General features: G+C 62.4%; 23 protein-coding genes. 8 read left to right on the top strand and 15 right to left on the bottom strand.

Annotated elements, in window-relative coordinates; all coding sequences use genetic code 11:
* Positions 1-151 precede the first annotated feature (151 nt).
* On the bottom strand, positions 152-2089 hold the full coding sequence (acs, locus tag H0W65_RS00970; protein ID WP_294002883.1) for an acetate--CoA ligase: 1938 nt from the start codon (positions 2087-2089) through the stop codon (positions 152-154).
* A gap of 129 nt (positions 2090-2218) precedes the next feature.
* Here acs and H0W65_RS00965 point away from each other — a divergent pair, with 129 nt between their 5' ends.
* Together H0W65_RS00965 and H0W65_RS00960 are read left to right on the top strand one after the other, a co-directional pair.
* A complete protein-coding gene (locus tag H0W65_RS00965) occupies positions 2219-3220 on the top strand; it encodes an NAD-dependent epimerase/dehydratase family protein (RefSeq protein ID WP_294002881.1) in 1002 nt (333 codons plus the stop codon).
* A 9-nt stretch (positions 3221-3229) separates the two neighbouring features.
* Positions 3230-4183, top strand: coding sequence for a nitronate monooxygenase family protein (locus tag H0W65_RS00960; RefSeq protein WP_294002879.1), 954 nt, complete (start codon positions 3230-3232; stop codon positions 4181-4183).
* Here the strand turns inward: H0W65_RS00960 and H0W65_RS00955 are convergent.
* Genes H0W65_RS00955 through H0W65_RS00940 form a run of 4 tightly spaced genes read right to left on the bottom strand, consistent with a single transcriptional unit; the run spans position 4180 to position 6557 of the window.
* A complete protein-coding gene (locus tag H0W65_RS00955) occupies positions 4180-4611 on the bottom strand; it encodes a thioesterase family protein (protein ID WP_294002878.1) in 432 nt (143 codons plus the stop codon). The two genes, H0W65_RS00960 and H0W65_RS00955, sit on opposite strands and share 4 nt — an antisense overlap.
* The gene (locus H0W65_RS00950) at positions 4608-5750 is read right to left on the bottom strand and encodes an iron-containing alcohol dehydrogenase (protein ID WP_294002876.1); all 1143 of its coding nucleotides are present in this window, start codon (positions 5748-5750) and stop codon (positions 4608-4610) included. The genes H0W65_RS00955 and H0W65_RS00950 overlap by 4 nt, the downstream gene beginning before the upstream one ends.
* A gap of 18 nt (positions 5751-5768) precedes the next feature.
* Positions 5769-6320 carry a DUF1465 family protein gene (locus H0W65_RS00945; RefSeq protein WP_367120106.1) on the bottom strand — a complete coding sequence of 184 codons (552 nt, stop codon included), beginning with the start codon at positions 6318-6320 and terminating at the stop codon, positions 5769-5771.
* Positions 6321-6359: 39 nt separating this feature from the next.
* The gene (locus tag H0W65_RS00940) at positions 6360-6557 is read right to left on the bottom strand and encodes a DUF465 domain-containing protein (protein WP_294002874.1); all 198 of its coding nucleotides are present in this window, start codon (positions 6555-6557) and stop codon (positions 6360-6362) included.
* Positions 6558-6721: 164 nt separating this feature from the next.
* On the opposite strand from H0W65_RS00940, the gene H0W65_RS00935 reads away from it, so the two are divergent.
* Positions 6722-6880: a YdcH family protein gene (locus tag H0W65_RS00935; protein ID WP_294002872.1), complete on the top strand. Its 159-nt coding sequence runs from the start codon at positions 6722-6724 to the stop codon at positions 6878-6880.
* A gap of 60 nt (positions 6881-6940) precedes the next feature.
* On the opposite strand, the gene dksA is transcribed toward H0W65_RS00935, so the two are convergent.
* A complete protein-coding gene (dksA, locus tag H0W65_RS00930; RefSeq protein WP_294002976.1) occupies positions 6941-7306 on the bottom strand; it encodes an RNA polymerase-binding protein DksA in 366 nt (121 codons plus the stop codon).
* Positions 7307-7654: 348 nt separating this feature from the next.
* Here dksA and surE point away from each other — a divergent pair, with 348 nt between their 5' ends.
* Positions 7655-8428, top strand: coding sequence for a 5'/3'-nucleotidase SurE (surE, locus tag H0W65_RS00925; protein ID WP_294002870.1), 774 nt, complete (start codon positions 7655-7657; stop codon positions 8426-8428).
* Positions 8429-8434: 6 nt separating this feature from the next.
* Positions 8435-10216, top strand: a complete 1782-nt coding sequence (locus H0W65_RS00920; protein ID WP_294002868.1) for an ABC transporter ATP-binding protein — start codon at positions 8435-8437, stop codon at positions 10214-10216.
* Here H0W65_RS00920 and asnB read toward each other — a convergent pair.
* Positions 10213-12201 (bottom strand): asparagine synthase (glutamine-hydrolyzing), encoded by a 1989-nt coding sequence (gene asnB / locus H0W65_RS00915; protein WP_294002866.1) that lies wholly within the window; start codon positions 12199-12201, stop codon positions 10213-10215. The two genes, H0W65_RS00920 and asnB, sit on opposite strands and share 4 nt — an antisense overlap.
* A gap of 119 nt (positions 12202-12320) precedes the next feature.
* Between asnB and H0W65_RS00910 the strand changes: the two genes are divergently transcribed.
* The 3 genes from H0W65_RS00910 to H0W65_RS00900 are packed head-to-tail and all read left to right on the top strand — an operon-like array spanning position 12321 to position 15861.
* Positions 12321-13775, top strand: a complete 1455-nt coding sequence (locus H0W65_RS00910) for an oligosaccharide flippase family protein (RefSeq protein ID WP_294002864.1) — start codon at positions 12321-12323, stop codon at positions 13773-13775.
* A 17-nt stretch (positions 13776-13792) separates the two neighbouring features.
* Positions 13793-14866, top strand: a complete 1074-nt coding sequence (locus tag H0W65_RS00905) for a class I SAM-dependent methyltransferase (protein WP_294002862.1) — start codon at positions 13793-13795, stop codon at positions 14864-14866.
* Positions 14867-14871: 5 nt separating this feature from the next.
* On the top strand, positions 14872-15861 hold the full coding sequence (locus H0W65_RS00900) for a glycosyltransferase (RefSeq protein ID WP_294002860.1): 990 nt from the start codon (positions 14872-14874) through the stop codon (positions 15859-15861).
* Here the strand turns inward: H0W65_RS00900 and H0W65_RS00895 are convergent.
* Genes H0W65_RS00895 through rfbA form a run of 8 tightly spaced genes read right to left on the bottom strand, consistent with a single transcriptional unit; the run spans position 15858 to position 23610 of the window.
* The gene (locus tag H0W65_RS00895; RefSeq protein ID WP_294002858.1) at positions 15858-16976 is read right to left on the bottom strand and encodes a glycosyltransferase; all 1119 of its coding nucleotides are present in this window, start codon (positions 16974-16976) and stop codon (positions 15858-15860) included. The two genes, H0W65_RS00900 and H0W65_RS00895, sit on opposite strands and share 4 nt — an antisense overlap.
* A 5-nt stretch (positions 16977-16981) precedes the next feature.
* Positions 16982-17908, bottom strand: coding sequence for an NAD(P)-dependent oxidoreductase (locus tag H0W65_RS00890; RefSeq protein WP_294002856.1), 927 nt, complete (start codon positions 17906-17908; stop codon positions 16982-16984).
* Positions 17905-18996 (bottom strand): glycosyltransferase family 4 protein, encoded by a 1092-nt coding sequence (locus H0W65_RS00885; protein ID WP_294002854.1) that lies wholly within the window; start codon positions 18994-18996, stop codon positions 17905-17907. The genes H0W65_RS00890 and H0W65_RS00885 overlap by 4 nt, the downstream gene beginning before the upstream one ends.
* A 26-nt stretch (positions 18997-19022) precedes the next feature.
* Positions 19023-20219 (bottom strand): glycosyltransferase, encoded by a 1197-nt coding sequence (locus H0W65_RS00880; RefSeq protein ID WP_294002852.1) that lies wholly within the window; start codon positions 20217-20219, stop codon positions 19023-19025.
* On the bottom strand, positions 20216-21091 hold the full coding sequence (gene rfbD / locus H0W65_RS00875; RefSeq protein WP_294002850.1) for a dTDP-4-dehydrorhamnose reductase: 876 nt from the start codon (positions 21089-21091) through the stop codon (positions 20216-20218). The genes H0W65_RS00880 and rfbD overlap by 4 nt, the downstream gene beginning before the upstream one ends.
* An 8-nt stretch (positions 21092-21099) precedes the next feature.
* Entirely contained in the window at positions 21100-22176 is a 1077-nt protein-coding gene (gene rfbB, locus H0W65_RS00870) for a dTDP-glucose 4,6-dehydratase (RefSeq protein WP_367120104.1), read from the bottom strand.
* On the bottom strand, positions 22176-22736 hold the full coding sequence (rfbC, locus tag H0W65_RS00865) for a dTDP-4-dehydrorhamnose 3,5-epimerase (RefSeq protein WP_294002848.1): 561 nt from the start codon (positions 22734-22736) through the stop codon (positions 22176-22178). The genes rfbB and rfbC overlap by 1 nt, the downstream gene beginning before the upstream one ends.
* Positions 22729-23610 carry a glucose-1-phosphate thymidylyltransferase RfbA gene (gene rfbA / locus H0W65_RS00860; protein WP_294002846.1) on the bottom strand — a complete coding sequence of 294 codons (882 nt, stop codon included), beginning with the start codon at positions 23608-23610 and terminating at the stop codon, positions 22729-22731. Before rfbA ends, rfbC begins: the two co-directional genes overlap by 8 nt.
* Positions 23611-23612 lie beyond the last annotated feature (2 nt).

The raw sequence follows: 23612 nt of genomic DNA, 5'->3' as shown, positions 1-23612 counted from the left end.
TCTTACCCAACTTGCGATAAATCGAGGATCGGTCGTTTCCATAAAATAACTCTCCGCGCGGCTATCAGGTACCTTCGCCAATATTGTGATCGACGATCACCCACTAAGCGTGGAACTCAGCACGCGCAAATTGCACTTTTCTCCGCTCATTTTATTTTATTCGGTTCGCCAACAAATTGTCGACCACTGCCGGGTCGGCCAGTGTCGACGTGTCCCCCAGGTTCGACACATCCCCCTCAGCGATCTTGCGCAGGATGCGGCGCATAATCTTGCCCGACCGAGTCTTGGGAAGCACCGGGGCGAACTGGATGACATCGGGGGTGGCGATCGGACCAATTTCCTTGCGCACCCATTGTACCAGCTCGGCGCGCAACGGTTCGTCAGGGTCGACCCCGACGTTGACCGTGACATAGGCGTAGATGCCCTGCCCCTTGATGTCGTGCGGCATGCCGACCACTGCCGCCTCGGCGACCGACTTGTGCGCAACCAGCGCGCTTTCGACCTCGGCGGTGCCCATACGGTGGCCCGACACATTGATAACGTCGTCGATCCGCCCGGTGATCCAGTAATAGCCATCCTCGTCGCGGCGGCAGCCGTCGCCCGTCGTGTAGACGCCCGGAAAGGCGCTGAAATAGGTTTGGAAAAAACGAGCATGGTCTCCCCACACGGTGCGCATCTGGCCCGGCCAGCTGTCAGTGATGACCAGCGAGCCGCTGCCCGCGCCCTCGATCGCAGTGCCGTCGCCGTCGAGCAGGGCGAGTTTGATGCCGAACATCGGCCTGGTCGCGCTGCCCGGCTTGAGCGGCGTCGCGCCTGGCATCGGCGAAATCGTCGCGCCGCCGGTCTCGGTCTGCCACCAGGTGTCGACGATCGGGCAGCGCCCCTCGCCAACGACGCGGTGATACCAGCTCCACGCCTCCGGGTTGATTGGCTCGCCGACCGTACCGAGCAATTTCAGCGAGGCGCGCGAGGTTCGAGTAACCGGCTCGTCGCCCTCGCGCATCAGCGCGCGCAGCGCGGTCGGCGCAGTGTAGAATATCTCGACCTGATATTTGTCGATGACCTGCCAGAAGCGGCTCGCGTCGGGCCAGTTGGGCACGCCTTCGAACATCACCACGGTCGCGCCATTGGCTAGCGGGCCATAGACGATATAGCTGTGGCCGGTGACCCAGCCGATGTCGGCCGCGCACCAGTAAATCTGCCCAGGGCGGTAATCGAACACATATTGGTGGGTCATCGACGTCCACACGGCATAGCCGCCGGTGGTGTGAAGCACGCCCTTCGGCTGACCGGTCGACCCCGACGTGTAGAGGATGAACAGCGGATCCTCGGCGCCCATTTCTTCTGGCGCACAGTTAGCGGATTGGTCGGCAATCGCTTCGTCCCATTCGACGTCGCGGCTCTCTAGCATCGCCACGGTAGCACCGGTGCGCCGGTAGACGATGACTGCGCTAACCGACGTGCAACGCTCGACCGCCTCGTCAACATTGGCCTTGAGCGGGATCGCCTTACCGCCGCGCATCCCCTCGTCAGCGGTGATCACCAGGCGGCTGTCGCAATCGATGATGCGCCCCGCCAATGCTTCGGGCGAGAAGCCAGCGAACACCACTGAATGGATTGCGCCGATCCGGGCGCAGGCGAGCATCGCCACCGCCGCCTCGGGCACCATCGGCATATAGATGGTGACGCGGTCGCCGCGCTTCACGCCTCGCCCCTTTAACGCATTCGCGAAGCGGCAGACCATCGAATGAAGCTCGCGGTAAGTGATGGCGCGGTCGGCATCGACTGGGTTGTCGGGCTCCCACAAAATGGCGGTCGTATCGCCACGCTCCGCTAGGTGGCGGTCGAGGCAGCTGGCGGAAAGATTGAGCGTCCCGTCGGCGAACCAGCTAATGCCGAAGTCGGCCTCATCGAAGCTGGTCTGCTTGACTCGGCTGAACGGCTTTATCCAGTCGATCCGCTGCGCCTCGCGCCGCCAGAAGCGGTCGGGATCCTCGACCGATTCCCGATACATGCGGTCATAGGCCGCGGCGTCGATCAACGCCTTGTCCGCCCATGACTGCGGGACTGGGTAGACTGCGTCGGTCATGCTCGCCGCTCCTTGTGCCGGCTTGGCAGTCTAGCCGCCGCGCGGCGCATGCAAAGCCCGAATAGGGCCAATTTCGTTTCGCAACCGAGAGCACTCGCGTCGCGCGCGATGCTCCGCTAGCAGAACTGCATGACCGTCCTCGTTACCGGCGCCGCGGGCTTCATCGGATCGGCCACCGTGCGTGCCTTGTTGGTCCGCGGTGAGCGGGTCGTTGGGATCGACGACCTCAACGAATATTACGACCCGGCATTGAAGCGCGCGCGGCTGGCCGAGATTGACGAGCATCATGGTAAAGCGTTCACCTTTCATCAGGTCGATTTCGCCGACGAGGGGGCGCTGGCCGAGTTCGCCGCGCCCTTTCGCTTCGACCGTATCGTACACTTTGGCGCACAGGCCGGCGTGCGATACTCGCTGACCAACCCGGCGGCCTATGCGCGGTCGAACCTGATGGGCCAGATCAACATACTGCAGCTGGCGCGGGCGCAGGAGACCGCGCACTTGGTCTATGCCAGTTCGTCATCGGTCTATGGCGCCAACCACAGCCTGCCGTTTCGCGTCGAGGACCGCGCCGACCAGCCGGTCTCGCTCTATGCCGCGACCAAGAAGTCGGGCGAGCTGATGGCGGAGAGTTATGCGCATCTCTACCGCCTGCCGATGACCGGGTTGCGGTTCTTCACCGTCTACGGGCCGTGGGGCCGCCCCGATATGGCGATGTGGCTGTTTACCGCCGCCTTGTTCGCCGGCCTGCCGCTCACGCTGTTCAACAATGGCGAGATGCGGCGCGACTTCACCTACATCGACGACATCGTCCGTGGAGTCCTTGCCTGCGTCGACACGGCACCAATCGACAATGGCGAGGAAAAGGCTGGCGGTAGCAACAGCCCGCACGCCATCTACAACCTCGGCAACCATCGCTCGGAAGAATTGATGCGGATGATCGGCCTGCTCGAACAGGCAACCGGCAAGACCGCGATCCTGGACCGTCAACCGATGCAGCCGGGCGACGTCAAGGATACCTTTGCCGACCTGACGGCGATCGAGCGCGACCTAGGCTTCGCCCCGACCACGAGCATTGACGAGGGGATTCCGCGCTTCGTCGACTGGTTCAAACGCTACCACCGGATCGATTGAGGAGACCGCATGCCCCTCCCCGCCGTATTCGATCGCCTGCGCCTGCCCATCATCGGCGCGCCACTGTTCATCGTCTCGAACCCCGGCCTGGTGATTGCGCAATGCAAGGCCGGCATCGTCGGCAGCTTCCCGGCATTGAATGCGCGGCCGCAGAGCCAGCTCGACGAATGGCTTCACCAGATCACCGAAGAGCTCGCCGCCTGGGACCGCGACCATCCCGAGGCGCTCTCGGCGCCGTTCGCGGTCAACCAGATCGTACATCGCTCCAACGACCGGTTCGAAGCCGACGTCGCGACCTGCGCTAAGTGGAAGGTGCCGTTGGTGATAACCTCGCTGGGCGCACGGACCGAGCTGAATGAGGCGGTTCACGCCTGGGGCGGGATCACGCTCCATGACATCATCGACGACCGCTTCGCACGGAAAGCAGTTGAGAAAGGCGCCGACGGGCTGATCGCGGTTGCGGCGGGCGCGGGCGGCCATGCCGGCAAATGGTCGCCGTTCGCGCTGGTTCAGGAAATTCGCGCCTGGTTTGACGGTCCGTTAATCCTGTCAGGCGCGATCGCGACCGGGGGAGCGGTGCTGGCGGCACAGGCGATGGGCGCCGACCTCGCCTATATCGGCTCGCCATTCATCGCCACGCCGGAGGCGCACGCCACGCCCGAGTATAAGCAGGGTATCGTCGACGGCCGCGCCGGCGACATCGTCAATTCCAACCTGTTTACCGGAATCAACGGCAATTATTTGCGGGCCTCGATCGTCGCCGCTGGCCTCGACCCCGAAAACCTTGCTCAGCCCGGCGGCGACGCGATGAACTTCGAATCTGCCAGCGGCGCCGAGGCATGGCGCGACATTTGGGGATCGGGCCAGGGAATCGGCGTGATCGACAAAGTTGAGCCGGCGGCCGGCCTCATCGCCCGCATCGCCCGTGAATATGCTGCGGCCAAGGCGCGACTGGCGGCTTAGGCCAGCTTATCCAGGCTCGCCCGCCATTCCTCGGGCAGCGGCGTTGGCCGACGATTGCCGCGACCGACATAGACATGGGTGAAAAACCCCTGAGCCGAGGGTTCTACCCGCTCCACGGGGAACACGCCGATCAAATAAGTAACGCTCGACGACCCCATCCGGTCGATGGCTATGCCGACATCGACTTCGCCTGGAAAGCTTAGCGCCGTGAAATAGCTGCAGCCCGTCTCGACGACCAGCCCGATCGGGTCTCCGCACGCGATATCGAGCAGCCCCTCGCCCACCAACCAGCCATTCACCGCACTGTCGAACCATTGGTAATAGACGGTGTTGTTGACATGCCCATAGGCGTCGTTGTCGGCCCAGCGCGTCGCGATGCGCGTGAAGTGGCGATAGGCGTCGCGCCCCCGTGGCGCCTCCCGGCTCACCAGGCCGCCTCGTAGAGCCGGCGCGCGTCGGCTTCGTCGATCGGGCACGGATTGTTCACCAGCAACCGCTGCTGCTTCATCGCTTCCTGAGCGAGCATCGGGATGTCACCCTCCGGCACGCCATGGTCGCGCAGCCGTAAAGCCAAACCCGAATCGGTCGCCAGCTGGTCGAGCCGGTTGATCAACCCCGCGCATTTGGCTTGGCTGCCCTGCCCCGCGCAGTCGGGCGCAAGGATTTCAGCAAGCTCGGCATAATCGTCGCGCGCTACCTCGCTATTATGCTGCAGCACATGGCGCAGCATCAGCGCATTCGACAGGCCGTGCGGCAGATGATGGATTCCACCGAGCGGATAGGCCAGCGCATGAACGCCGGCGACGGGCGCATTGGAAAAGGCGACGCCGGCCAGATGCGCGCCCAGCAGCATCGCCGAACGAGCCTCGAGGTTTGCGGGTTCATTGCAGGCGGTCAGCAAATTCGCGCTCAACAGTCGGAGCGCCTCGCGCGCCAGGGCGTCGGACACCGGATTCTTGAGCCGCGCCGAGGTGTAGGCCTCGACCGCATGGACAATCGCATCGATTCCGGTCGCCGCCGTAACGTGGCGCGGCAGGCCGATGGTCAGCGTCGGATCGAGCAGCGCCCATTTGGCGGTTAGCGCGCGCGCATTGACCGCCAGCTTGGTCCCGCCCTCGACCGTGATGACCGAAATCGGCGTCGCTTCCGAACCGGTCCCGGCGGTGGTCGGCACCAGCGAGAGGGGCAGGCCCTGCCCCTTGGCGAGTTCGACGCCCCAAATCTCATCGAGGACGTCACCTGAGCCGAGCAAATATGCGGCCAGCTTGGCAACATCCATCGGGCTCCCCCCGCCGAACCCGACGACATGGGTGACGTCATGGCGTCGCCCAACCTCGACCGCGGCAAGCAGAGTCTCCAGCGACGGGTCGGCCTCGACCGCGCTAAACATCGCCACCTCACACCGCTCGCGCATCGCCGCCAACCATCGGTCGGGCAGCCCGAGCGACAACAGCGCATCGTCGGTGACGAACAGGCAGCGTCCCTCGGGCAACAACTCGACAAGGCCCTCAGCTCCGTCGCTGCCGGACAGGACGGAAGGGCCATAATGGAACGTGAAGGGGCGCATGGCCCTGATCTTATGCCCTTAGGCGCCGCGATTCCAGATGAGGTCGCGCTCCAGCCGGCCCATCAGCGCTCGCGCCGGACTCGGCGCCGGTTCGCCGGCAAGCTGGCCCTCGTCGAGCCGCTGAATACGCGAATAAAGGTCGGCGCTGGCCCGGATCAGCCGCTGCGCGGCCTCAGGCAGCTGGGCGACGACCAAAGGGTCGCTTTCATTGGCGTGGCCGAGGCGGCGTTCGGGACGGCGCCCCTCGATCGCGCGCAATTCGCCGCTCTCGACCGCGCGCTGGGTCAATAGCCAGGCGACGATGTGCATGATCCGCGTCGTCACCTTAAGCGACTCGCAGGCAAATCCGACGCGGGCGTAAGGCTCCAGCGACTGCCGGTCGTCGCGCCCGGCCTCATCGAAATAGGCGCGCGCCTCGTCGGCGAGGATCATCGCCTCGGTATAGAGCGCGTCGATCAGCCGCGGCGTGATCCGTGCTTCAGGTCCAGGGTCTTGGGTCGAGTCGGTCATCGAAAGCAATTCTGCCATGTCGGGGACCAAGATGAAACGCCCCTCGTCACCGGATGTCACCGCCAACGCCGGACCCGTCCCGCGATCGGACAGCATCCGTCAAGCGATGATGTCGGGTACGATGCGGTCGGACAGCTGTTCAATCTGGTCTCTGAGCGCAAGCTTCCGCTTCTTCATCCGCGCCAGCTCGAGCTGATCGCAGTTGCCCGACAGCCGCAGCAGCTCCGTTTCCCCGTCAAGCCGACGATGCTCGTTTTTCAGTAGGGCCAACAACTCGAGCGGGTCGTCGTCGTTCATCGCTACCTCTTATCCGAAGCGCCGCTTGCCGTCACGCGCGGGCCGTCAACGCCCAGCCGCACCCTGCATCCGCCGAGGCGATGACAAAGGGTAGCGACAAGAGTGAGTTTTCGTGATTTATTCAATTGCCTGTCACGTGTCAGCCAACGAAAGGAAATTGACCGATGGACAAAGGACAAGTCGACGCCCTCGCATCCAAGCATGCCGCGCTCCACGAGCAGATCGATACCGAAGAGCATCGCACCCACCCAGACGAAACCCTCCTCCACCGGCTAAAAAAAGAAAAGCTACGCCTCAAGGACGCGATTACCGGCCACTTTTGAGGCCAAGCGAAAGGGCCGGACGGTTTCCCGCCGGCCCTCCCAATTCCCTGATCTAAAAACTCAATCGTCGCGCGAGACGCGCTCGATTCGCTCGTGCTTTTCCTGGGCTTCCAGCGTCATTGTCGCGATCGGCCGCGCTTCGAGGCGCGCCAGCGAGATTGGGTCGCCGGTGACTTCGCAATAGCCATAATCGCCTTCGTAGAGACGGCGGACGGCGGCATCGATCTTGGCGATCAGCTTGCGCTGGCGATCGCGGGTGCGAAGCTCGATCGACCAGTCGGTCTCGCTCGACGCGCGGTCGGCGATGTCGGGCTCGCGAAGCGAGTCGACCTGGAGCTGCGCCATCGTCGCGCGGCTTTCCTCGACAATCGACTCTTTCCAGTCCTTGAGCTTGCGCAGGAAATAGGCGCGTTGATTGTCGCCCATGAATTCTTCGCCGTCCGAAGGACGATATCCGTCCGGCAAGATTATCTGGTCGAACAGACCAGATCCAATCCCGTATAGGTCAACAAGAGCGGTAGCCATCACACCCTCCCCGGCGCAAGCGCCTGCCCGAGCCGAACCCGGGCCACCGGGTTCGGCCGGAGGCAAATACATTTGACTTTCCCGACACTTAGTCGGTGCAGTCGGTATCCCCATGGCGCTCATAGTTAAGCTCTTCCGCCTTAACAAGAACTGACCGGCCTCAACGCGATTTAGCTGGGGATTGTTGCCGATTGGACGCAGGTCGCTTGGGCCATTGTCCCAACGTCGCACACATCGCATAGCAAGACGATGCGCATCCTGATCACCAACGACGACGGAATTCACGCGCCCGGCTTGGCCGTGCTGAAGCAAATCGCCCGAACCTTGTCGGACGATGTCTGGGCGGTTGCACCGGGTGAGGAACAGTCTGGCGCGGGTCACTCCCTGACTCTTTCCCGCCCGATTCGCCTCAAGCGCCACGGCGACCAGCGCTACTCGGTCAGCGGCACACCGACCGACGCCGTCATGCTGGCGCTGGCGCACGTCATGAAGGATGCGCCGCCCGACCTCATCCTGTCCGGTGTGAACCGCGGCGCCAACTTGGCCGAGGACGTAACCTATTCCGGCACCGTGTCGGCGGCCATGGAAGGTGCGCTGGCCGGGGTGCGCTCGATCGCGCTCAGCCAAGTCTACCCGCGCGAAGGGATGGGCGATACGGTCCCCTTCGCAGCCGCTGAAAGCTGGGCCGGGCGGGTGCTCGCGCCATTGCTCGAGATGCCGTTCGAGGCGGGCACACTGGTCAACATCAATTTTCCGGCGCTGGCGCCGGGCATGGTCAACGGCGTGCGCGTTTGTCGTCAAGGGATCCGCGACTATGGCCGGCTGAGGGTCGTCGAGCGAACCGACCCGCGCGGCTATCCCTATTATTGGTTCGGCCTTGTCCCCGCGATTGAGACGCCGGGTCATATGACCGACCTGGAAGCCGTCGCCGAGGGCTATGTCGCGGTAACACCACTACACCTCGACCTTACCCACGGCCCGGGCCTTGCATCGCTCGCCGAGCGATTTGCGGCGGTAGGCTAGCCGCACTTGGCCGCGCCGGTCCGCCAGCTGTTGCGCATGATACCGCGGCGACGGCGCGGTCAGTTGGTCCTGATCGGCGGATTGATGCCGCTGGCGGCGCTCGCCGAGTTGGTAACAATCAGCGCCTTGATCCCGCTCCTCGCGCTGCTTACCAACGCCTCGATCGGGAAAGGGGCAAGCTGGATGGCCCGGCTAGTCGCCCAAATTGGCATGCGAACCGGCACCGAGCCTATGGTCACCGCTGCTGGCCTGTTTGCGCTGGCTGCGATCCTCGCCGCGGTGCTTCGCCTGATCCTGTCCTGGGCCACGCAGCGTTTCGCCTACGGCCTGGGCCACGACTGGATGGTCGAGATTCAGCGGCGTATCCTGCTCCAGCCCTATGCTTTCCACCTTCAGCGCAACAGCAGCCAGATCGTCGCCGCCCTAGCGAAGGTGGAACGGCTGGTATTCAGCGTGGTTCTCCAACTGCTCCAGACCGCCTCTGCGTTGATAATGTCGCTCTTCATCGTCGCGGCCCTGCTGATGATCGATGCAACAAGCGCGGCCATTGCGGCCCTGTTCGTGGCGAGCGTGTATGCCGCCGGGTTGCTCGCCATCCGCGGCCGCCTGGCCGGTAATTCGAACGTGATCGGCGAATCGTACGAACGACGCATTCAGACGGTCCAGGAAAGCCTGGGCGGGATTCGCGATATCATCCTCGACCACTCGCAAGCTCCCTACGTCGAGGCATTTCGGTCGATCGATGAGCGCTTCATGCGCGCGGCGGCCAGCTCCGCGTTCATTTCCTCAGCCCCGCGGTTCGTGATCGAAGCGCTCGGCTTGTTGCTGCTGGTCGGCGTGGCGATCGTCCTTTCGGAACGGACCGGCGGCCTGGCGAATGCCCTGCCCGTGCTCGGCGCGCTGGCGCTGGCGGCGCAGCGGCTACTGCCACTGACCCAAACACTCTACAACGGATGGACGACGCTCGCTGCCGAGCAGGCGATTGTCGCCGACGTCGTTGAATTGCTCACCCTCCCGGTCGCCGTAGCCAAAGAGAGTCCGCCGGGGCCGCCGATCGCTTTCGCCCGCGAAATCCGGTTCGACCAGGTTGGCTTCCATTACCCAGGCCGGGCGGCGGCGGCAGTCGGCGGCATTGACTTGGTGATTCCCCGGGGGGAGCGCATTGCCCTCATCGGGCGCACGGGCGCGGGCAAAAGCACGCTTGCCGATCTGCTGATGGGCCTGCTTGAGCCGGGCACGGGTCATATCACGATTGATGGGGTCGTGCTCAACCATGCCAGCGTCCGGGCCTGGCAAAAGAATGTCGCGCACGTCCCTCAAGCGATTTTCCTCGCTGACGGCAGCATTGCGCGCAACATCGCGTTCGGCGAGCCCGCGCAGGCTATCGACCTCGCGCGGGTCGACCATGCGGCTTCCGTCGCTCAACTCGTCGACTTCATCGCCACGCTACCCGAGGGATACGAGACAATGGTCGGCGAGCGCGGGGTGCGCCTTTCGGGCGGCCAGCGGCAACGCCTTGGCGTAGCGCGGGCAGTCTACAAGGGCGCATCGGTGCTGATACTCGACGAAGCGACCAGCGCGCTCGACGAGGAAACTGAGGAAGCTTTGATGGGCGCGCTCGACCGGCTCGGCGCGGAAGGCCGCACGATCCTCATTGTCGCCCACCGCAAGACCACCATCAGATCCTGCGACCGGATCGTTCGGCTCGATCACGGACGGATCGTCGAAACAGGATCTTATGAACAATTGTTCGGGCCACGCGAGCCCAGGCCGGGCGAATCGACTTAGGCGGCGAGCGCGCGCATCTCCTTTTGCTCGCGGAGCCAAGCCTGGAACATCAAAACTGCCCATAGCGCGGGTGTCGAATCACGCCGCCCGGCGAGGTGGTCGCGCCATCGCCTCTGGACGATCGAGGCATCGAACCACCCTTCCGCCGTCATCCGTCGAGAATCGAGCAGGTCCTCGGCCCAACTTCGGAGCGGTCCCTTGATCCATTCGCCGACAGGCACCGCAAAGCCGGCCTTGGGCCGGTCGAACAGGGCCCGAGGAGCCTCACGGAACAGCAGTTCACGAAGTATATGCTTGCCTGTACCGTTTCGCACCTTGAGGTTGAGTGGGATCCGCGCCGCCAGCGCGGCGACGCGATGATCGAGAAACGGCACGCGAGTTTCCAGGCTGACCGCCATCGACGCGCGGTCGACCTTGCACAAAATGTCATCGGGCAAATAGCTGACCGCGTCGCCATACATCATGCGATGCGTGTCGTCGGCTTCGCGCGGAGGGTCGAGGTCGAAGCCCGCGCTTCCCGGGCCCGCGCCGAGCACCGGCGAGCGCTCCTGGCTCCATTCGTCGAGGAAGCTCAGATAGACATCGTCAAAACGCCTGGCACCGCCGGCGACCCTGATCCCTTTCTGGATTTTGCCGCCTAAGAACGGGCTGCCACCACCGCCCACCATTGACGCGAGCCGGCCCCACACTGCCGGCGGCACCAGTCCCAGCGGACCCGCAGCCAAAGCCCGTGCCGCCCGTGGCATCTTCTGCAACCGCTGCCACAATCGCGGCGCCATGATGTGGCGGTTGTAGCCGGCGAACAATTCGTCCCCGCCGTCGCCGGTCAGCGCGACCGTCACTTCGCACCGCGCGAACTTGCTGACCAGGAATGTCGGAATTTGCGACGAGTCCGCGAACGGTTCGTCATAGATAGCGGGGAGCAGCGGGATGACGTCGCGGGCTTCGGCGACCGACACATAATGTTCGTGATGGACGGTGCCCAAGTGAGCCGCCACCGCCTTGGCGTGCTGCGCTTCGTCGAAACCGGCTTCGGTGAAGCCGATCGAATAGGTCCGCACCGGTGTCGACGAATATTTCTGGTAGAGGGCGACGATGGTCGAGCTGTCGATCCCGCCCGACAGGAAGGCGCCGACCGGCACATCGGCAATCGCCTGCCTCCGGATCGCCGTACCGAGCACCTTATCCAGCGCCTCGAGCGCACCCCGCTCCGAGTGGATCGGATCGGTAAGGCCGGCAGCCATGACGCCCCGATAGGACCAGTAACGTGTCAGGCGTATCGGGCCGGCGGCGCCCTCCTCGGGCGGCGCATTGAGCATCCCCAACGGCTCGCCCGCGGGGATGGACAGGATGCAGCCCGGCTGCAGCTTGTAGATGCCGCGATAGATGGAATAAGGCGCGGGAACATAAGTCCGCGCGGCGTAGAGCTTTAGCGCGTCGCGATCGATCTCGGCGTTGAATCGGGGATGCTCACGCAGCGATTTCAGCTCGGACGCGAACGCCAGGTCCTTGCCGATTTGCCCGTAGTAAAGCGGCTTTTCGCCAAACCGGTCGCGCACCAGGCGAAGCATCCGATCCTTGCGGTCCCACAGCGCGAAGGCGAACATCCCGACCGCCTTGTCGATCGCCCGTTCCAGGCCCCAGGCGGCGATCGCCTCGACCAGCGTCTCGGTGTCCGAATGGCCGCGCCAGCCGCCCTCGGGCGTCTTGCCGCATTGCTCAAGCTCATGGCGAATGTCGGTGTGGTTGTAGAGTTCGCCATTGTAGCTGACGACGAAGCGGCCATCGGCGGAGTGCATCGGCTGATGTCCGTGTGGCGAAAGGTCGAGGATCGCTAGGCGGCGATGGCCGAGCGCAATGCCGGCCTCCGGATCGGTCCAGACATCATGATCGTCGGGGCCGCGATGCGCGATGACCGCGGTCATCCGCCGCACTACGTCCGGCTTGGCCGCGTCGGGCCCTAGCAAACCCGCTATTCCGCACATGACAGGACCCTTCGGCCGCGACGACGGCCTTCCCCTTGGCCCGCCGGCTGTCCTAAGGCAAGGGAGGCGGGCGTTTGCTGGTATCGGCAGCGTGGCGGCCAGTTCACCGTGGGAAAAGCATGAGCGTCGCGAAGCACACGGTATATAATCTGGCCGGGTCGGTGATCCCGATCGCTGTTTCGGTCGTCACTGTCCCGCTCTATCTCAAGTCCATCGGGCTCGATCGATATGGGGTGCTGGCGATCTGCTGGCTGCTCGTTGGGTATTTCAATCTGTTCGATTTCGGCCTTGGGAAAGCCACGTCGCAGAAACTGGCGACAATGGCCCGGTCGACTTCCCTGGAACGCAGCCGCATCTTCTGGACGAGCGCGCTACTATCGGCCTCGCTCTCGTTGATTGCGGTTCTCGTCTTCGTGGCGATCGCCCCGACTGCTTTGGGGTCCATCAAACTGGCCGATCCTACGCTTCGCAAGGAAGTTTCGGGCGCCCTGCCGTTTTTGATCCTGGCGGTGCCCTTTGGTGTCATGCAGAGCCTGCTTGTCGGAACGCTCGAGGGACGGAGAGAATTTCTTCGAATCAACCTCATCTTGGGCATCGGGGCGATTACAACGTCGGTCCTGCCGTTGCTGGCCGCATTGTATGTCAGCCGCGAATTACCCCTCCTTCTTGCGACGAGCCTGATTGGCAGGGCCGTCATGCTTGTCGCCTTGGCCGTCAGCTGCGTTCGCGCAGTTAAACTCCACCGCCCACAGCTTGCCGAGAGGACACACATCAAAGAACTTCTTCGCTTCGGAGGTTGGACGACCGTGTCAAACATTGTCGGACCGATTCTGGTTTTCATCGACCGGTTTGCGATTGGCGCGGTGCTGACGGCCGCAGCGCTTGCTCTATACGTCGCCCCATTTAATTTGGTCAGCCAACTGACGGTTCTACCGGCTGCGTTGTCATCTGCTCTTCTGCCTCGCCTTGCCGGCGAAAAAATGAGCAACGAGGCGGCAAGTTTGACGCTGGAGGCGTCCCGCCTGCTGGCGTTCATGATCACTCCCGCAACAATCGTCATGGCGATTGGCGCCGGATGGTTTCTGCAGCTTTGGCTTGGAGCGGCAAACGGCCAAACCGCCCGGGAACCAGCCCTTGTCTTGCTCGCCGGATTCTGGATCAACAGTCTAGCGCGGATGCCGTTCGTCAAACTTCAGGCGAGCGGTCGGCCGGACCTTATCGCCAAGCTCCATGTTGCCGAAATCATTCCTTACTTCGTGCTTCTCTACTTCTTCATGAAGGCGTTCGGGCTTGTTGGCGCGGCGGTCGCATGGTCGCTGCGCTGCAGTGTCGACGCGGTCGTCATGCATCGCCTGGCGAGATACGATCGCGCAACAATACTCATTCTTGTCACCCACGGATTCCTCGTCGCCTCAGCGGTCGCTCTGGCTTTTTTATGGCCACTCGTCGGCCCCCTGCGCTGGCCGCTGGCCGCATTTGTCGGGATCATGACCGCCGTGGTCATGCTGCGGTCACCGCCTCGCCAACTGGACGAAATGCTCGCAATCCCGTTATCGCGACTGCAAAGCCGGTAAAAGGAACGGAAAGCGTCATGCCCAACGTCATCCAGTCCCGTGCCCTCGCGACGCAGAAGACCGGCTGGCCCAAGGAAGGGCTCGAACGGCAAACAATCTGCCCGATATGCCACGCGCCGCTGCGCACCATGCTTCACGAGCGATTGGTCGACAACGTCTTCTTCGCCGCTCCTGGCGAGTGGACAATGTGGCGATGTGGGAATTGTCGCAGCGCCTACTTGGACCCTCGTCCGACCAAAGACACAATCGGAATCGCGTATGGCCGCTATTACACGCATGAAGATGTCGCCCTGCAGATCCCGGACACGTTCTTCGAGCGACTCCGCTCCCGACTTGGCAATGGCTATCGCAATCATCGATTTGGCACGTCGTTCAAGTCATCCTCAGCCATAGGAAACATGGTCGCAGCGCTCATTCCACCGCTCAAATGGCCCATCGATATCGCCTATCGATTTCTCCCGCGTCCCAGATCCGGGACACCCCGGAAGGTGCTTGATATTGGCTGTGGCAACGGGGCCTTCCTTAGTTTGGCGAAGGGGGCCGGCTGGCAGGTAGCGGGTGTGGACCCGGATCCGGTCGCCAGGCAGCTCGCTCAAGAGAAAGTGATAGAAGTCCGGGAGAGCGTAACCGATTGGCTGGACCAAGCAGAAAGCTTCGACTTCATCACATTAAGTCACGTCATTGAACATGTGCATGATCCAATATTACTCCTTCAGGAAGCATATGATTTATTACGGCCGGGTGGAGGACTGTACATCGATACGCCGAATATCGATGCCATCGGTCACGAATTGTACGGAACAAACTGGCGCGGGTTGGAGACACCGCGGCACTTAATCCTGTTCAATCGCCGAAGCTTGCGAAGCATCCTCGAACAGGCCGGGTTTCGATCGGTTCGCTACCGCCCCCGATTGCAACCATTCCAAAGCCTGTCCATCCAGAGCCGGCGCATGGCGGCCGGCCTCGATCCAAATAAGGATGATCGGTCAATTGAGTTGGCTGCAGCGCCGCGCTTGCCTATGCAATTGAAGGCGATGTCTGCTCGCAGACGGGCGGAATTCCTGACGCTGACCGCGGTCAAGCCGAGGTAACGACCGTGCGAACATCCATCGCCATGGCAACATACAATGGCGCGCGCTACATCCGCGAGCAGCTGGATAGCTTCGCGTCGCAGACGCTCCTTCCCGACGAGATCGTGATCACCGACGATGGATCGAGCGATGAGACGATCGCCATCGTCGAACAGTTTGCGCGCAACGCCCCGTTTTCCGTCAGGCTTATCCGGAATTCCGAGAGGCTGGGATTCACGAGAAATTTCGAAACGGCCATCGGCTATTGCGAAGGCGCCCTGATTTTTCTCAGCGACCAGGATGACAGCTGGTTTCCCCGGAAGTTGGAAATCGCTCACAAGGCCTTCGACGACGCTTCGACGATGGCCGTCATCAATGATCAAATTATTACCGACGAAAACCTTCATCACGCCAATCATACCATGACCGATAACTTGCGGACGCTCGGCTACAATCGAGAAGCCCTGGTGAGCGGATGCAGCTCGGGTATCCGCAAGGCATGGAGCGATATTCTGCTTCCAATCCCCGAAAAAGCCGAGGCTTTGATTGCGGTCGGGTTCATCACCCATGATCGCTGGATCAACGAACTGTCCACCTTGCTGGGGGTCCGCAAACAAATCGAAGAGCCACTGCAGTATTTTCGACGATATGGAGGCAATGCTTCGCAGAGTCTCCTTCATGACTGGCGTGGCGTCGCCGTCACGGACCTGGTCGAAAACCGCCTAGTCCACCCGCCGGTCGAGGCGTGGCTGCAGCGTATTGCGGCGCTGCGCATCTATCGCAACTGGATGCTCGCCAATCGAGCGCGAATCGAACGACTCGGACTATCGAATGTCGAGGCGGCGTTAACCCTGATTGACCATGAACACCGCAGCCTAGAAGCGCGGGTGGCGCTGGTCCGGCAACCGGCGGTTCGCCGGGTGATGTCGATCGCCCGTCTACTTCTGTCGGGCGGCTATCGATATTTCCACGGACCAGTGAGCGCCGCCCGCGACCTCGTGCGAACTGGGGATTAGTTGGCGGGAGCGGCAATGCTCTCGTCTTTTCCCAGCATCACCTCCGCATAGCGGTCGAAACTGTCTTTCGACAGGTCGAGCGCCCGCGCCTTGATCGATTCGGGATCGTGCGGCTCGGAGAGCGCGGCGGTCATGGCCTGCGCCAACGCCCGGGTATTTCGAGGCGGGACCAGCGTGCCATATTTTCCCCCCGCGAGTATTTCTTCGGGCCCGCTCTGGCAGCGGTTGCTGACGATGCGCAGCCCGGCGTGCATCGCTTCAACCAGAACCAGCGGATAGCCTTCGATATCGGATGACAGCACGAACAGGTCGGCCGAAGCGTAATAAGGCCGCGGATCGAGCGTGAAACCGGCGAAGATCACTCGATCGGCCACACCCAGGACCTTGGCGTGCGCCTTCAGCGCCGGCCCAAGCTCGCCGTCGCCGACGATCATCAGCTTGGCTTCGAGGGTCGCGGGCAAGAGCGCGAAGGCTTCCAGCAGCAGGAAATGATTCTTCTCCGACTTAAGCGCACCGACTGTGATGATCCGCGAAGACTCCTGGCGCCACATCGCCTCGATGTCGGGGGTTGAAGCGCAATCCGACCCCGGCGGGCTGACCGGGTTGGCGATCACCGTGATGCTCTTGCGGTCGATGCGGCCGAACTCGGCAAGATCGTCGGCGGCGCCGTGCGACACAATCACCCGTGCGTCGGCCAGCGGATAGGTGAGCCGAATCGACGCCCGCGCCAACGCCCTTCGCCCCCGGCCTGCGCCTAAGGTTGGCTGCAGCGACAGCATCGTGTGGTCGCAGATCACCAGCCGAGCCCTGCTTCGCGCCAGCCGGTGCGCAACGACTGCGATCGAGGTCAGCGGCCACATCAAGGCCTGGAGTGCGTCGGGACGCTCCGACCGGAGATAGTTGATCAACGGCCCGATCGCAGCCCTGATGCGCCTTACGCCAAGGCCGATCACTCGAACCTTGGGCGGCACAAGAGGCAGCAGTTCGCCCTTGGCTTCCAGCAAGATCAAGTCGACCTCATGGCCGGAAGCCAGGAAATTTCTGATGAAAGACAGCGCAACCTGTTCCGCGCCCCCGCAACGCATGTCGGGAAGGAGAAACGCGAGGTGGGCCATGGCTGTTAGCGCCGCGGCGCGCCATCGAGGTACCCGGCATAATATTCTGCAAGATATTCGTCGACGCACAGGCGCCAGTCGCGCATGATGTTAAGGCCGCGCAACGTCAGCTTGGCAGCGATCAGCCGTTCCGACGGCGGGCGCGGCGCGAAATATTCCTCGGCGAAATAGTCGGACGACACCGGCGTGATGGTGACCGTGTCGGTGAGACCGAGCGTGGCGATCAGATGCCGGGAGACCTCGATCCGGCTGGTGACCCCACCGCAGACCATGTTGTAAATGCCCCACAGACGCTGTTCGAGCAGCAGCTGGACATTGCGCGCGAAGTCGACGGTGTAGGTTGGCGTGCCCAGCTTGTCGTCGACGATGTGCAACTCGCGCACGCCATCCTTCAGCTGCTTCATCAGTTTTTGAATGAACTTCTTGTCCTTGGCCGGCCCGCCGCCCATCATCCATCCGGCGCGGCAGACGAGATGCCGGCGGCAATTGGCGGCGACGAACCGTTCCCCCATAAATTTGCTGCGCGCATAGTGACCGAGCGGGTTGGGCTCATCCCAATCGTCATAGGTTTCTTGCGCGCCGTCGAAGATTCCTGCCGTGCTGATGTAAAGGAGAGGAACGCCTAGGTCGTTAGCAATGTGGACCGCATTTTCGACTGCCAGCGTGTTGGTGGCGTAGGTATCATCGACATTCTGCTCGCAATATTCGAGGCTGGTGTGGGCGCCGAGATGGAACAGAAAGTCCGGCCGGAAGGCGGCAACGTCGGCGCGATAGGCGTCGGCATCGCGGAAATCGAGATAGCTCAGCCATGGCGCGTTGACATCGATATCGGTGCATTTCAGCTCATGGCTGGGGGCGAACACGCGATGAAAGGCTTCGCCGAGCATACCGCCCGATCCGGCCAGGTAAATGCGCGGCCTTTCGGTCGTCATTCGGCTTCCATGGCACTCGCCAGCGCCCGGCGATAGTCGGCGGCGACGGCCTTGATGGAATAACGCGCAACCGCGTCGGCCCGCGCCTGTTCGCCCAGCCGTCGACGAAGGCCGGGCTGATCAATCAACTGTTCCAGCGCGGCCATCCATTCCTCCTCTGTCCGCACCAGCAGGCCGTTTTCTCCGTGGCGGATGATGTCCGGAGTAGTCCCAACATCGGTCGCTACGCATGGTAGGCCGAACGCCATATACTGGATCGCCTTCAATCCGCTCTTCCCGGTCACCCATTCGTCGATCGTCAACGGGTAGACGCCGATGTCGATCCCCTGCAAATCCTCGACCTCCCGTTCGGCGGTCCAGCGGATCACCTCCAGGTCGACTCCGGGCAAGTCGTAATCGAAGTTGCCGATCACCCGCAGGCGAAAGTCGCGACGGCGAGCGAGCGCCCGGAACACGGGACGCAGCAAGTCGAGATAGACCCGGCTGCTAAAAGTCCCCGTCCAGCCGATGACGATTGGACGCTCGTTTGAATAGGAATTGGCGGGCACGAACCGATCGGTATCGACCGAAGAAGAGACGTAGCTGCACTTCCGCCGCTGGTTGATCGCGAGGCAGCGCTCATTGAGAGCGGGCGAACTGCTTACGACATGGTCCGCGGTTCGGATCAGGTACCGCGCTTTCCCGGTGCCGCGGAGGTAACGCAGCAAAGGATTGGGATGGTCGTTAACCGCACGGGCCCCATCGAGGATAACATTATCCTCGACGTCGAACAGGAGGCGGTGTGATCGAGCGCGGAGCAAACGCTCGAACAGCGAGGTCCCGAGCGGCGTCATCGACATGTGGCAATAGACCAAATCGAAGCGGCCAAGCCGCGCCAGATCGCCGATTCGCCGCAAATATCCCCTTAAAACGCCCCACAACTTGGCGGCGAAATGGCCACGCTCGTAAAGAACGTTCCACAGTGCCATGTCCATGTACGGCGCAATAGCGACGTCCCACCCCGCCGCGCGCCAGTCGCAATAATATTGCTCGAACTTGAGGCGCTGTCCCGCCGCGACGCCGAATGGAAATGGACAAACGACCAGCATTTTCTTTCGCCTATCGTGCGTCGCACTCACTGCCGAATTCCCAGTGCGTCATAAATGGACTGATACGCCCCTACGCCGGTTTCGAGTGAGAAGAGCTTTAGTGCGGTCGAGCGACAACGGTGACTAATGTCAGGCTCGCGCGACAGCGCAATTAAGCTCCGCGCGCCTTCCTTGAGCTCGTCGTCGGCAAGGCCGCATAGCGCGACGCCAACTCTCTCCCCTTCGAGTATTTCTTTCATATCCCCAACCCCGACATTGCCGAGGCAGGGCACGCCGCATCCCAAATATTCGGCCAATTTGGTCGGCGCGCTGGCAATCTTGGAATAGCTTGGCTTGATGATTGCCATGGCGGCGGTCATTCGCGCGATCTGCGTTGGAATGTCGAAATGGTCCGCCGCCACGAGCTCAACCGAAGCGAAATTGATCCCCGCCGCGGCGATTCGCTCGCGGATAAGGCCGTGTTCGTTGCGATTCACGATGAGAAGGCGCGCATCCGGCAATTCGGCAGCGACAAAACGAAAGCTGCTCAGCATTTCATCAAGAAGATACCAGGTGCCGACCGACCCGACATAGCCGAGCGTGAACGGCGATCGGGGCATTGCACCTTGGATCTTGAACTTGTCGAGATCGGCACAGGTAGGAATGACCGACATCCCGAGCGCCCGATTGGCGAGATAGGAAAAGCGACGAATCTCGGCGGCCGAGGCATTCGTCAGTGCCACGACATGGTCGGCGGCCAACAGGAACCGGCGCTCGAGAGCCTTGGCCGTTCTGTATAATCTTCCGCCCGCCGGCCAGAGACCGCCGTCCACCCTCTCATCCGCCCAAAGCCCGCGCATGTCGAACAGAAAGCGCGCACTGGTAGCTCGCTTAACGGCCAACGCCATTAACGCCGGAACATAGCTCCGGGCATGAACGATCGATAGCCGATGCCGAATCGCAAGCGAGAGCGCGACAGTCGTTCCGCGCGCTACGTCATAGGCAGTCGCGGGCGCCGATGGGCTTTTGTGATAGCGCAAAGGGTGCCAAGTGATTCCAGCGGCGACCACTCGTTGTCGCACCTTGTTCCGCTTGGACTCGTCCCGCCAGTCCCCAGCCTTTTCAAAGCTGATCAAGTGGATCCGTCTCCCCGGCGCCAGTTTCTCCAGATACGCCAGCACCTGCGACTGCCCGAGCGGCTCGAGCATGCCGTCGTAGCTGATGTAGAGGATGCCGGGCGTCATCGATCGGCGGCGAGCCGTTCGACGACGTTTCGCACCGAATGTCTCCAGTCAGGCATGGTGAAGCCGAAAGCATCCGCGAATTTGCCGCTGTCGAGTTCGCTGTTGTGGGGTCGGGGCGCGCGGGTCGGCCAGTCGGCTGTGGCGATCGGCAGGACGTCGACATGATCAAGCCCCAGCCGCCGGCAGTTAGCCATGACTTCAGTTGCAAGGCCGCACCAGGTTGTGCGGCCCGAGCCCGCAAGGTGATAGGTCTCGCCTAGCCCCGTGCGGTTACCCTTCGCCAAACCGTTGATCGCGCTCATCAGGCCGGCGGCAAGGTCCAGAGTGGATGTGGGGCTACCCAGCTGATCGTCGACCACGGTCAAGACATCGCGCTGCCCGGCGGCGCGCATGATCGTCTTGACGAAATTGTTTCCAAACGGACTGTAGAGCCACGCGGTGCGGACGATGAGGTGGTCCGGATTGGCCGCGCGGACCTGCTCCTCCCCGGCCAGCTTGGAGCGGCCATAGACACCGAGCGGGCTGGTCGCCATGTCCTCCCTATAGGCGGCCGCGGCACGGCCGTCGAAGACGTAATCGGTCGAAACCTGGATGATCGGGATGGCATGATCGCGAGCCGCCGAAGCCGCCTCGCCGGCAGCGTCGGCATTGACCCGCATGGTGGCCGCCTCGTCTTCCTCGGCTTGGTCGACCACGGTGAAGGCAGCGGCATTGATCACTAAGTCGGGTGCCTGGTCGCGGATCGCCCGGGCGAGCGAGCCCGGACATTGCAGGTCAACCTCCGGGCGTCCGGTGACCAGCCACTCAACCGCCTCGCGCGCTGACGGCGTTTCGAGCAGACTTCGGACCAGTTGCCCATGCTTCCCGGTCACCAATATCCTCATCGACCCATGCCCAGCCGTTCTCCCGCGTAGCGCTGCTCCCGGATCGGCCGCCACCAATCCTCGTTGGCGAGATACCAGTCGACGGTTCGGGTCATCCCGCTTTCGAAACTCTCCTGCGCGCGCCAACCAAGATCGCGCTCGATCTTCGAGGGGTCGATCGCGTACCGACGGTCATGCCCGGGACGGTCTGCTACGAACCGAATGAGCGTTCGATAGGCGGTCAGATCCGGGCGTGGCCGGCGCTGGTCGAGCAGATCGCAAACGGCTTCGACGACAGCAAGGTTGGACCGCTCGGCTCGCCCGCCGACATTGTAACTCTGACCGACGATTCCCTTAGTCAAAACCATCTCAAGCGCCCGAGCATGGTCTTCGACAAACAGCCAGTCACGGACATTTTCGCCCTTGCCATAGACGGGCAATTCGCGGCCCTCGAGCGCATTCAGGATAATTAGCGGAACGAGTTTTTCGGGAAAATGAAAAGGCCCGTAATTGTTCGAGCAATTCGAAAGCACGACCGGCAGTCCGTAGGTCTCGTGCCACGCCCGAACGAGATGATCCGACGCCGCCTTTGACGCGCTGTAGGGCGACGACGGCGCGTAAGGTGTTTCCTCGGTGAACACCCCTTGATCGAGCGGCAGGTCCCCGAATACCTCATCGGTCGAAACGTGGTGGAACCGGAAGCGCGCCCGCGCTTTTTCGTCGAGCCCGCGCCAATGGTCGAGCGCGGCGTTCAGAAGCCGAAAAGTGCCGACGATATTGGTTTCGATGAACACGCCGGGACCGTCGATCGACCGGTCGACATGGCTTTCGGCGGCGAGATGCATAATTGCCTCGATCCGCTCTTCCGCGAGGATTCGCGCGAGCGCCGGCTGATCACAAATGTCGGCCTCGACGAAGCGGTAGTTCGTCGCATCGGCAACGCCGGCGACGCACGTCAGGCTGCCCGAATAGGTAAGCTTGTCCAGATTGACGACATGATAGCCTTTGCCGACGAGCAGGCGCACCACCGCGCTACCGATGAAGCCGGCGCCGCCGGTGACGAGAGTTCGCTGCAGGCCCGATCCAGTGTCCATCAATAGGTGAAGCCGGTGTTGCGGTCGGCCAGTAGCGGAGCGGCCGAATCCTTGTCCGAAAGAAGCAAGGCACCCGCTTCAATCGGCCATTCGACCGCAATGATGGGATCGTCAAACCGGATCGCGCGGTCGTACTCCGGACTGTAAGCCGCGGAGACCTTATACTGAACCTCGCTGCCCGGCTCGATCGTGACAAAACCGTGAGCAAATCCCTTGGGCACGAACAGCTGATTCCACTCGGCCGCGGACAGGATCAGGCCCGTCCATCGTCCAAATGTCGGCGAACCGTGCCGGATATCGACCGCGACATCGAACACCGCGCCGCGCGAGACGCGCACCAGCTTGTCCTGCGCGGCGGGCGGCGCTTGGTAATGGAGGCCGCGAAGTACGCCACGCTCGGATGACAAGCTGTAATTGTCCTGGACAAAATCTACGTTGATGCCCGCATCTTGCCAACTCGCCTGATTCCAGGTTTCCGAGAAGAAGCCACGGTCATCGGAGAAACGCCGGGGCCGTAGCTCCACCAGACCAGGCAGGTCGAGGGGGCGCACATCAACCATCGGCGGCCTCTTGGGCCCGGCGCCGAAGATAGGCGGCATACTGCGTATTACCCAGTCTGTCGGCGCGGTCGCGTAGATGCTCCGGCTTCAAATAGCCAAGGTCGAGTGCGATTTCTTCCAGGCACATGATCTTCAACCCCTGGCGATGCTCTATTGTGCGGACGAATGACGACGCTTCGTGCAAACTGTCATGCGTTCCGGTGTCCAGCCAGGCATAGCCACGTCCCAATCGGGTCACCTGCAACTGCCCTCGTTCCAGATATGCGCGATTGACGTCGCTGATCTCCAGCTCGCCGCGTGTCGATGGCGACAGGCTCGCGGCAATCTCAACAACTTGATTATCGTAGAAATAGAGCCCGGTGACCGCCCAGCGGGACGTCGGCTTCTCCGGTTTCTCCTCGATCGTCACGGCAAGACCGGTTGCGGGGTCAAATGTTACCACGCCATAACGCTCAGGATCATCGACGGCATAGGCGAACACGGTTGCGCCGAGGACCTGGGCGGCGCCGTGCCTGACCATTTCGCCGAGCCCGGCTCCATAGAAGATATTGTCGCCGAGGATGAGGGCTACCGAACTTTCCCCTATGAACTCTCGGCCAATCAGAAACGCTTCGGCCAGCCCATTGGGCGCGGCCTGCTCGGCATACCTTAGCGTGATGCCAAACTCGCTGCCGTCACCAAGCAGGGCCTCGAAGCGAGGCAGGTCAACCGGAGTGGAAATGATCAGGATATCGCGAATGCCGGCCAGCATCAACACGCCGAGTGGATAGTAGATCATCGGCTTATCGAAGATCGGGAGCATCTGCTTGGAGACGGCTAGCGTCGCCGGATATAGACGGCTCCCGCTTCCGCCGGCGAGGATGATTCCCTTCACTT

Origin of the sequence: Sphingomonas sp., from assembly GCF_013816785.1 — a bacterium.
Lineage (GTDB): Bacteria > Pseudomonadota > Alphaproteobacteria > Sphingomonadales > Sphingomonadaceae > Sphingomicrobium.
The sequence above is the reverse complement of the archived record's forward strand: the minus strand, read 5'-3'. Positions and strand labels throughout refer to the sequence as shown.

What these genes read in the sequence shown, in the direction of transcription:
- H0W65_RS00895 (WP_294002858.1), bottom strand. Translation starts at nt 16,976, where the DNA reads ATGGCCCACCTCGCGTTTCTCCTTCCCGACATGCGTTGCGGGGGCGCG.
- H0W65_RS00935 (WP_294002872.1), top strand. Translation starts at nt 6,722, where the DNA reads ATGGACAAAGGACAAGTCGACGCCCTCGCATCCAAGCATGCCGCGCTC.
- rfbC (WP_294002848.1), bottom strand. Translation starts at nt 22,736, where the DNA reads ATGGTTGATGTGCGCCCCCTCGACCTGCCTGGTCTGGTGGAGCTACGG.
- dksA (WP_294002976.1), bottom strand. Translation starts at nt 7,306, where the DNA reads ATGGGCGACAATCAACGCGCCTATTTCCTGCGCAAGCTCAAGGACTGG.
- H0W65_RS00910 (WP_294002864.1), top strand. Translation starts at nt 12,321, where the DNA reads ATGAGCGTCGCGAAGCACACGGTATATAATCTGGCCGGGTCGGTGATC.
- H0W65_RS00940 (WP_294002874.1), bottom strand. Translation starts at nt 6,557, where the DNA reads ATGAACGACGACGACCCGCTCGAGTTGTTGGCCCTACTGAAAAACGAG.
- H0W65_RS00905 (WP_294002862.1), top strand. Translation starts at nt 13,793, where the DNA reads ATGCCCAACGTCATCCAGTCCCGTGCCCTCGCGACGCAGAAGACCGGC.
- rfbB (WP_367120104.1), bottom strand. Translation starts at nt 22,176, where the DNA reads ATGGACACTGGATCGGGCCTGCAGCGAACTCTCGTCACCGGCGGCGCC.
- H0W65_RS00960 (WP_294002879.1), top strand. Translation starts at nt 3,230, where the DNA reads ATGCCCCTCCCCGCCGTATTCGATCGCCTGCGCCTGCCCATCATCGGC.
- surE (WP_294002870.1), top strand. Translation starts at nt 7,655, where the DNA reads ATGCGCATCCTGATCACCAACGACGACGGAATTCACGCGCCCGGCTTG.
- acs (WP_294002883.1), bottom strand. Translation starts at nt 2,089, where the DNA reads ATGACCGACGCAGTCTACCCAGTCCCGCAGTCATGGGCGGACAAGGCG.
- H0W65_RS00880 (WP_294002852.1), bottom strand. Translation starts at nt 20,219, where the DNA reads ATGACGCCCGGCATCCTCTACATCAGCTACGACGGCATGCTCGAGCCG.
- H0W65_RS00885 (WP_294002854.1), bottom strand. Translation starts at nt 18,996, where the DNA reads ATGCTGGTCGTTTGTCCATTTCCATTCGGCGTCGCGGCGGGACAGCGC.
- asnB (WP_294002866.1), bottom strand. Translation starts at nt 12,201, where the DNA reads ATGTGCGGAATAGCGGGTTTGCTAGGGCCCGACGCGGCCAAGCCGGAC.
- H0W65_RS00965 (WP_294002881.1), top strand. Translation starts at nt 2,219, where the DNA reads ATGACCGTCCTCGTTACCGGCGCCGCGGGCTTCATCGGATCGGCCACC.
- H0W65_RS00950 (WP_294002876.1), bottom strand. Translation starts at nt 5,750, where the DNA reads ATGCGCCCCTTCACGTTCCATTATGGCCCTTCCGTCCTGTCCGGCAGC.
- H0W65_RS00890 (WP_294002856.1), bottom strand. Translation starts at nt 17,908, where the DNA reads ATGACGACCGAAAGGCCGCGCATTTACCTGGCCGGATCGGGCGGTATG.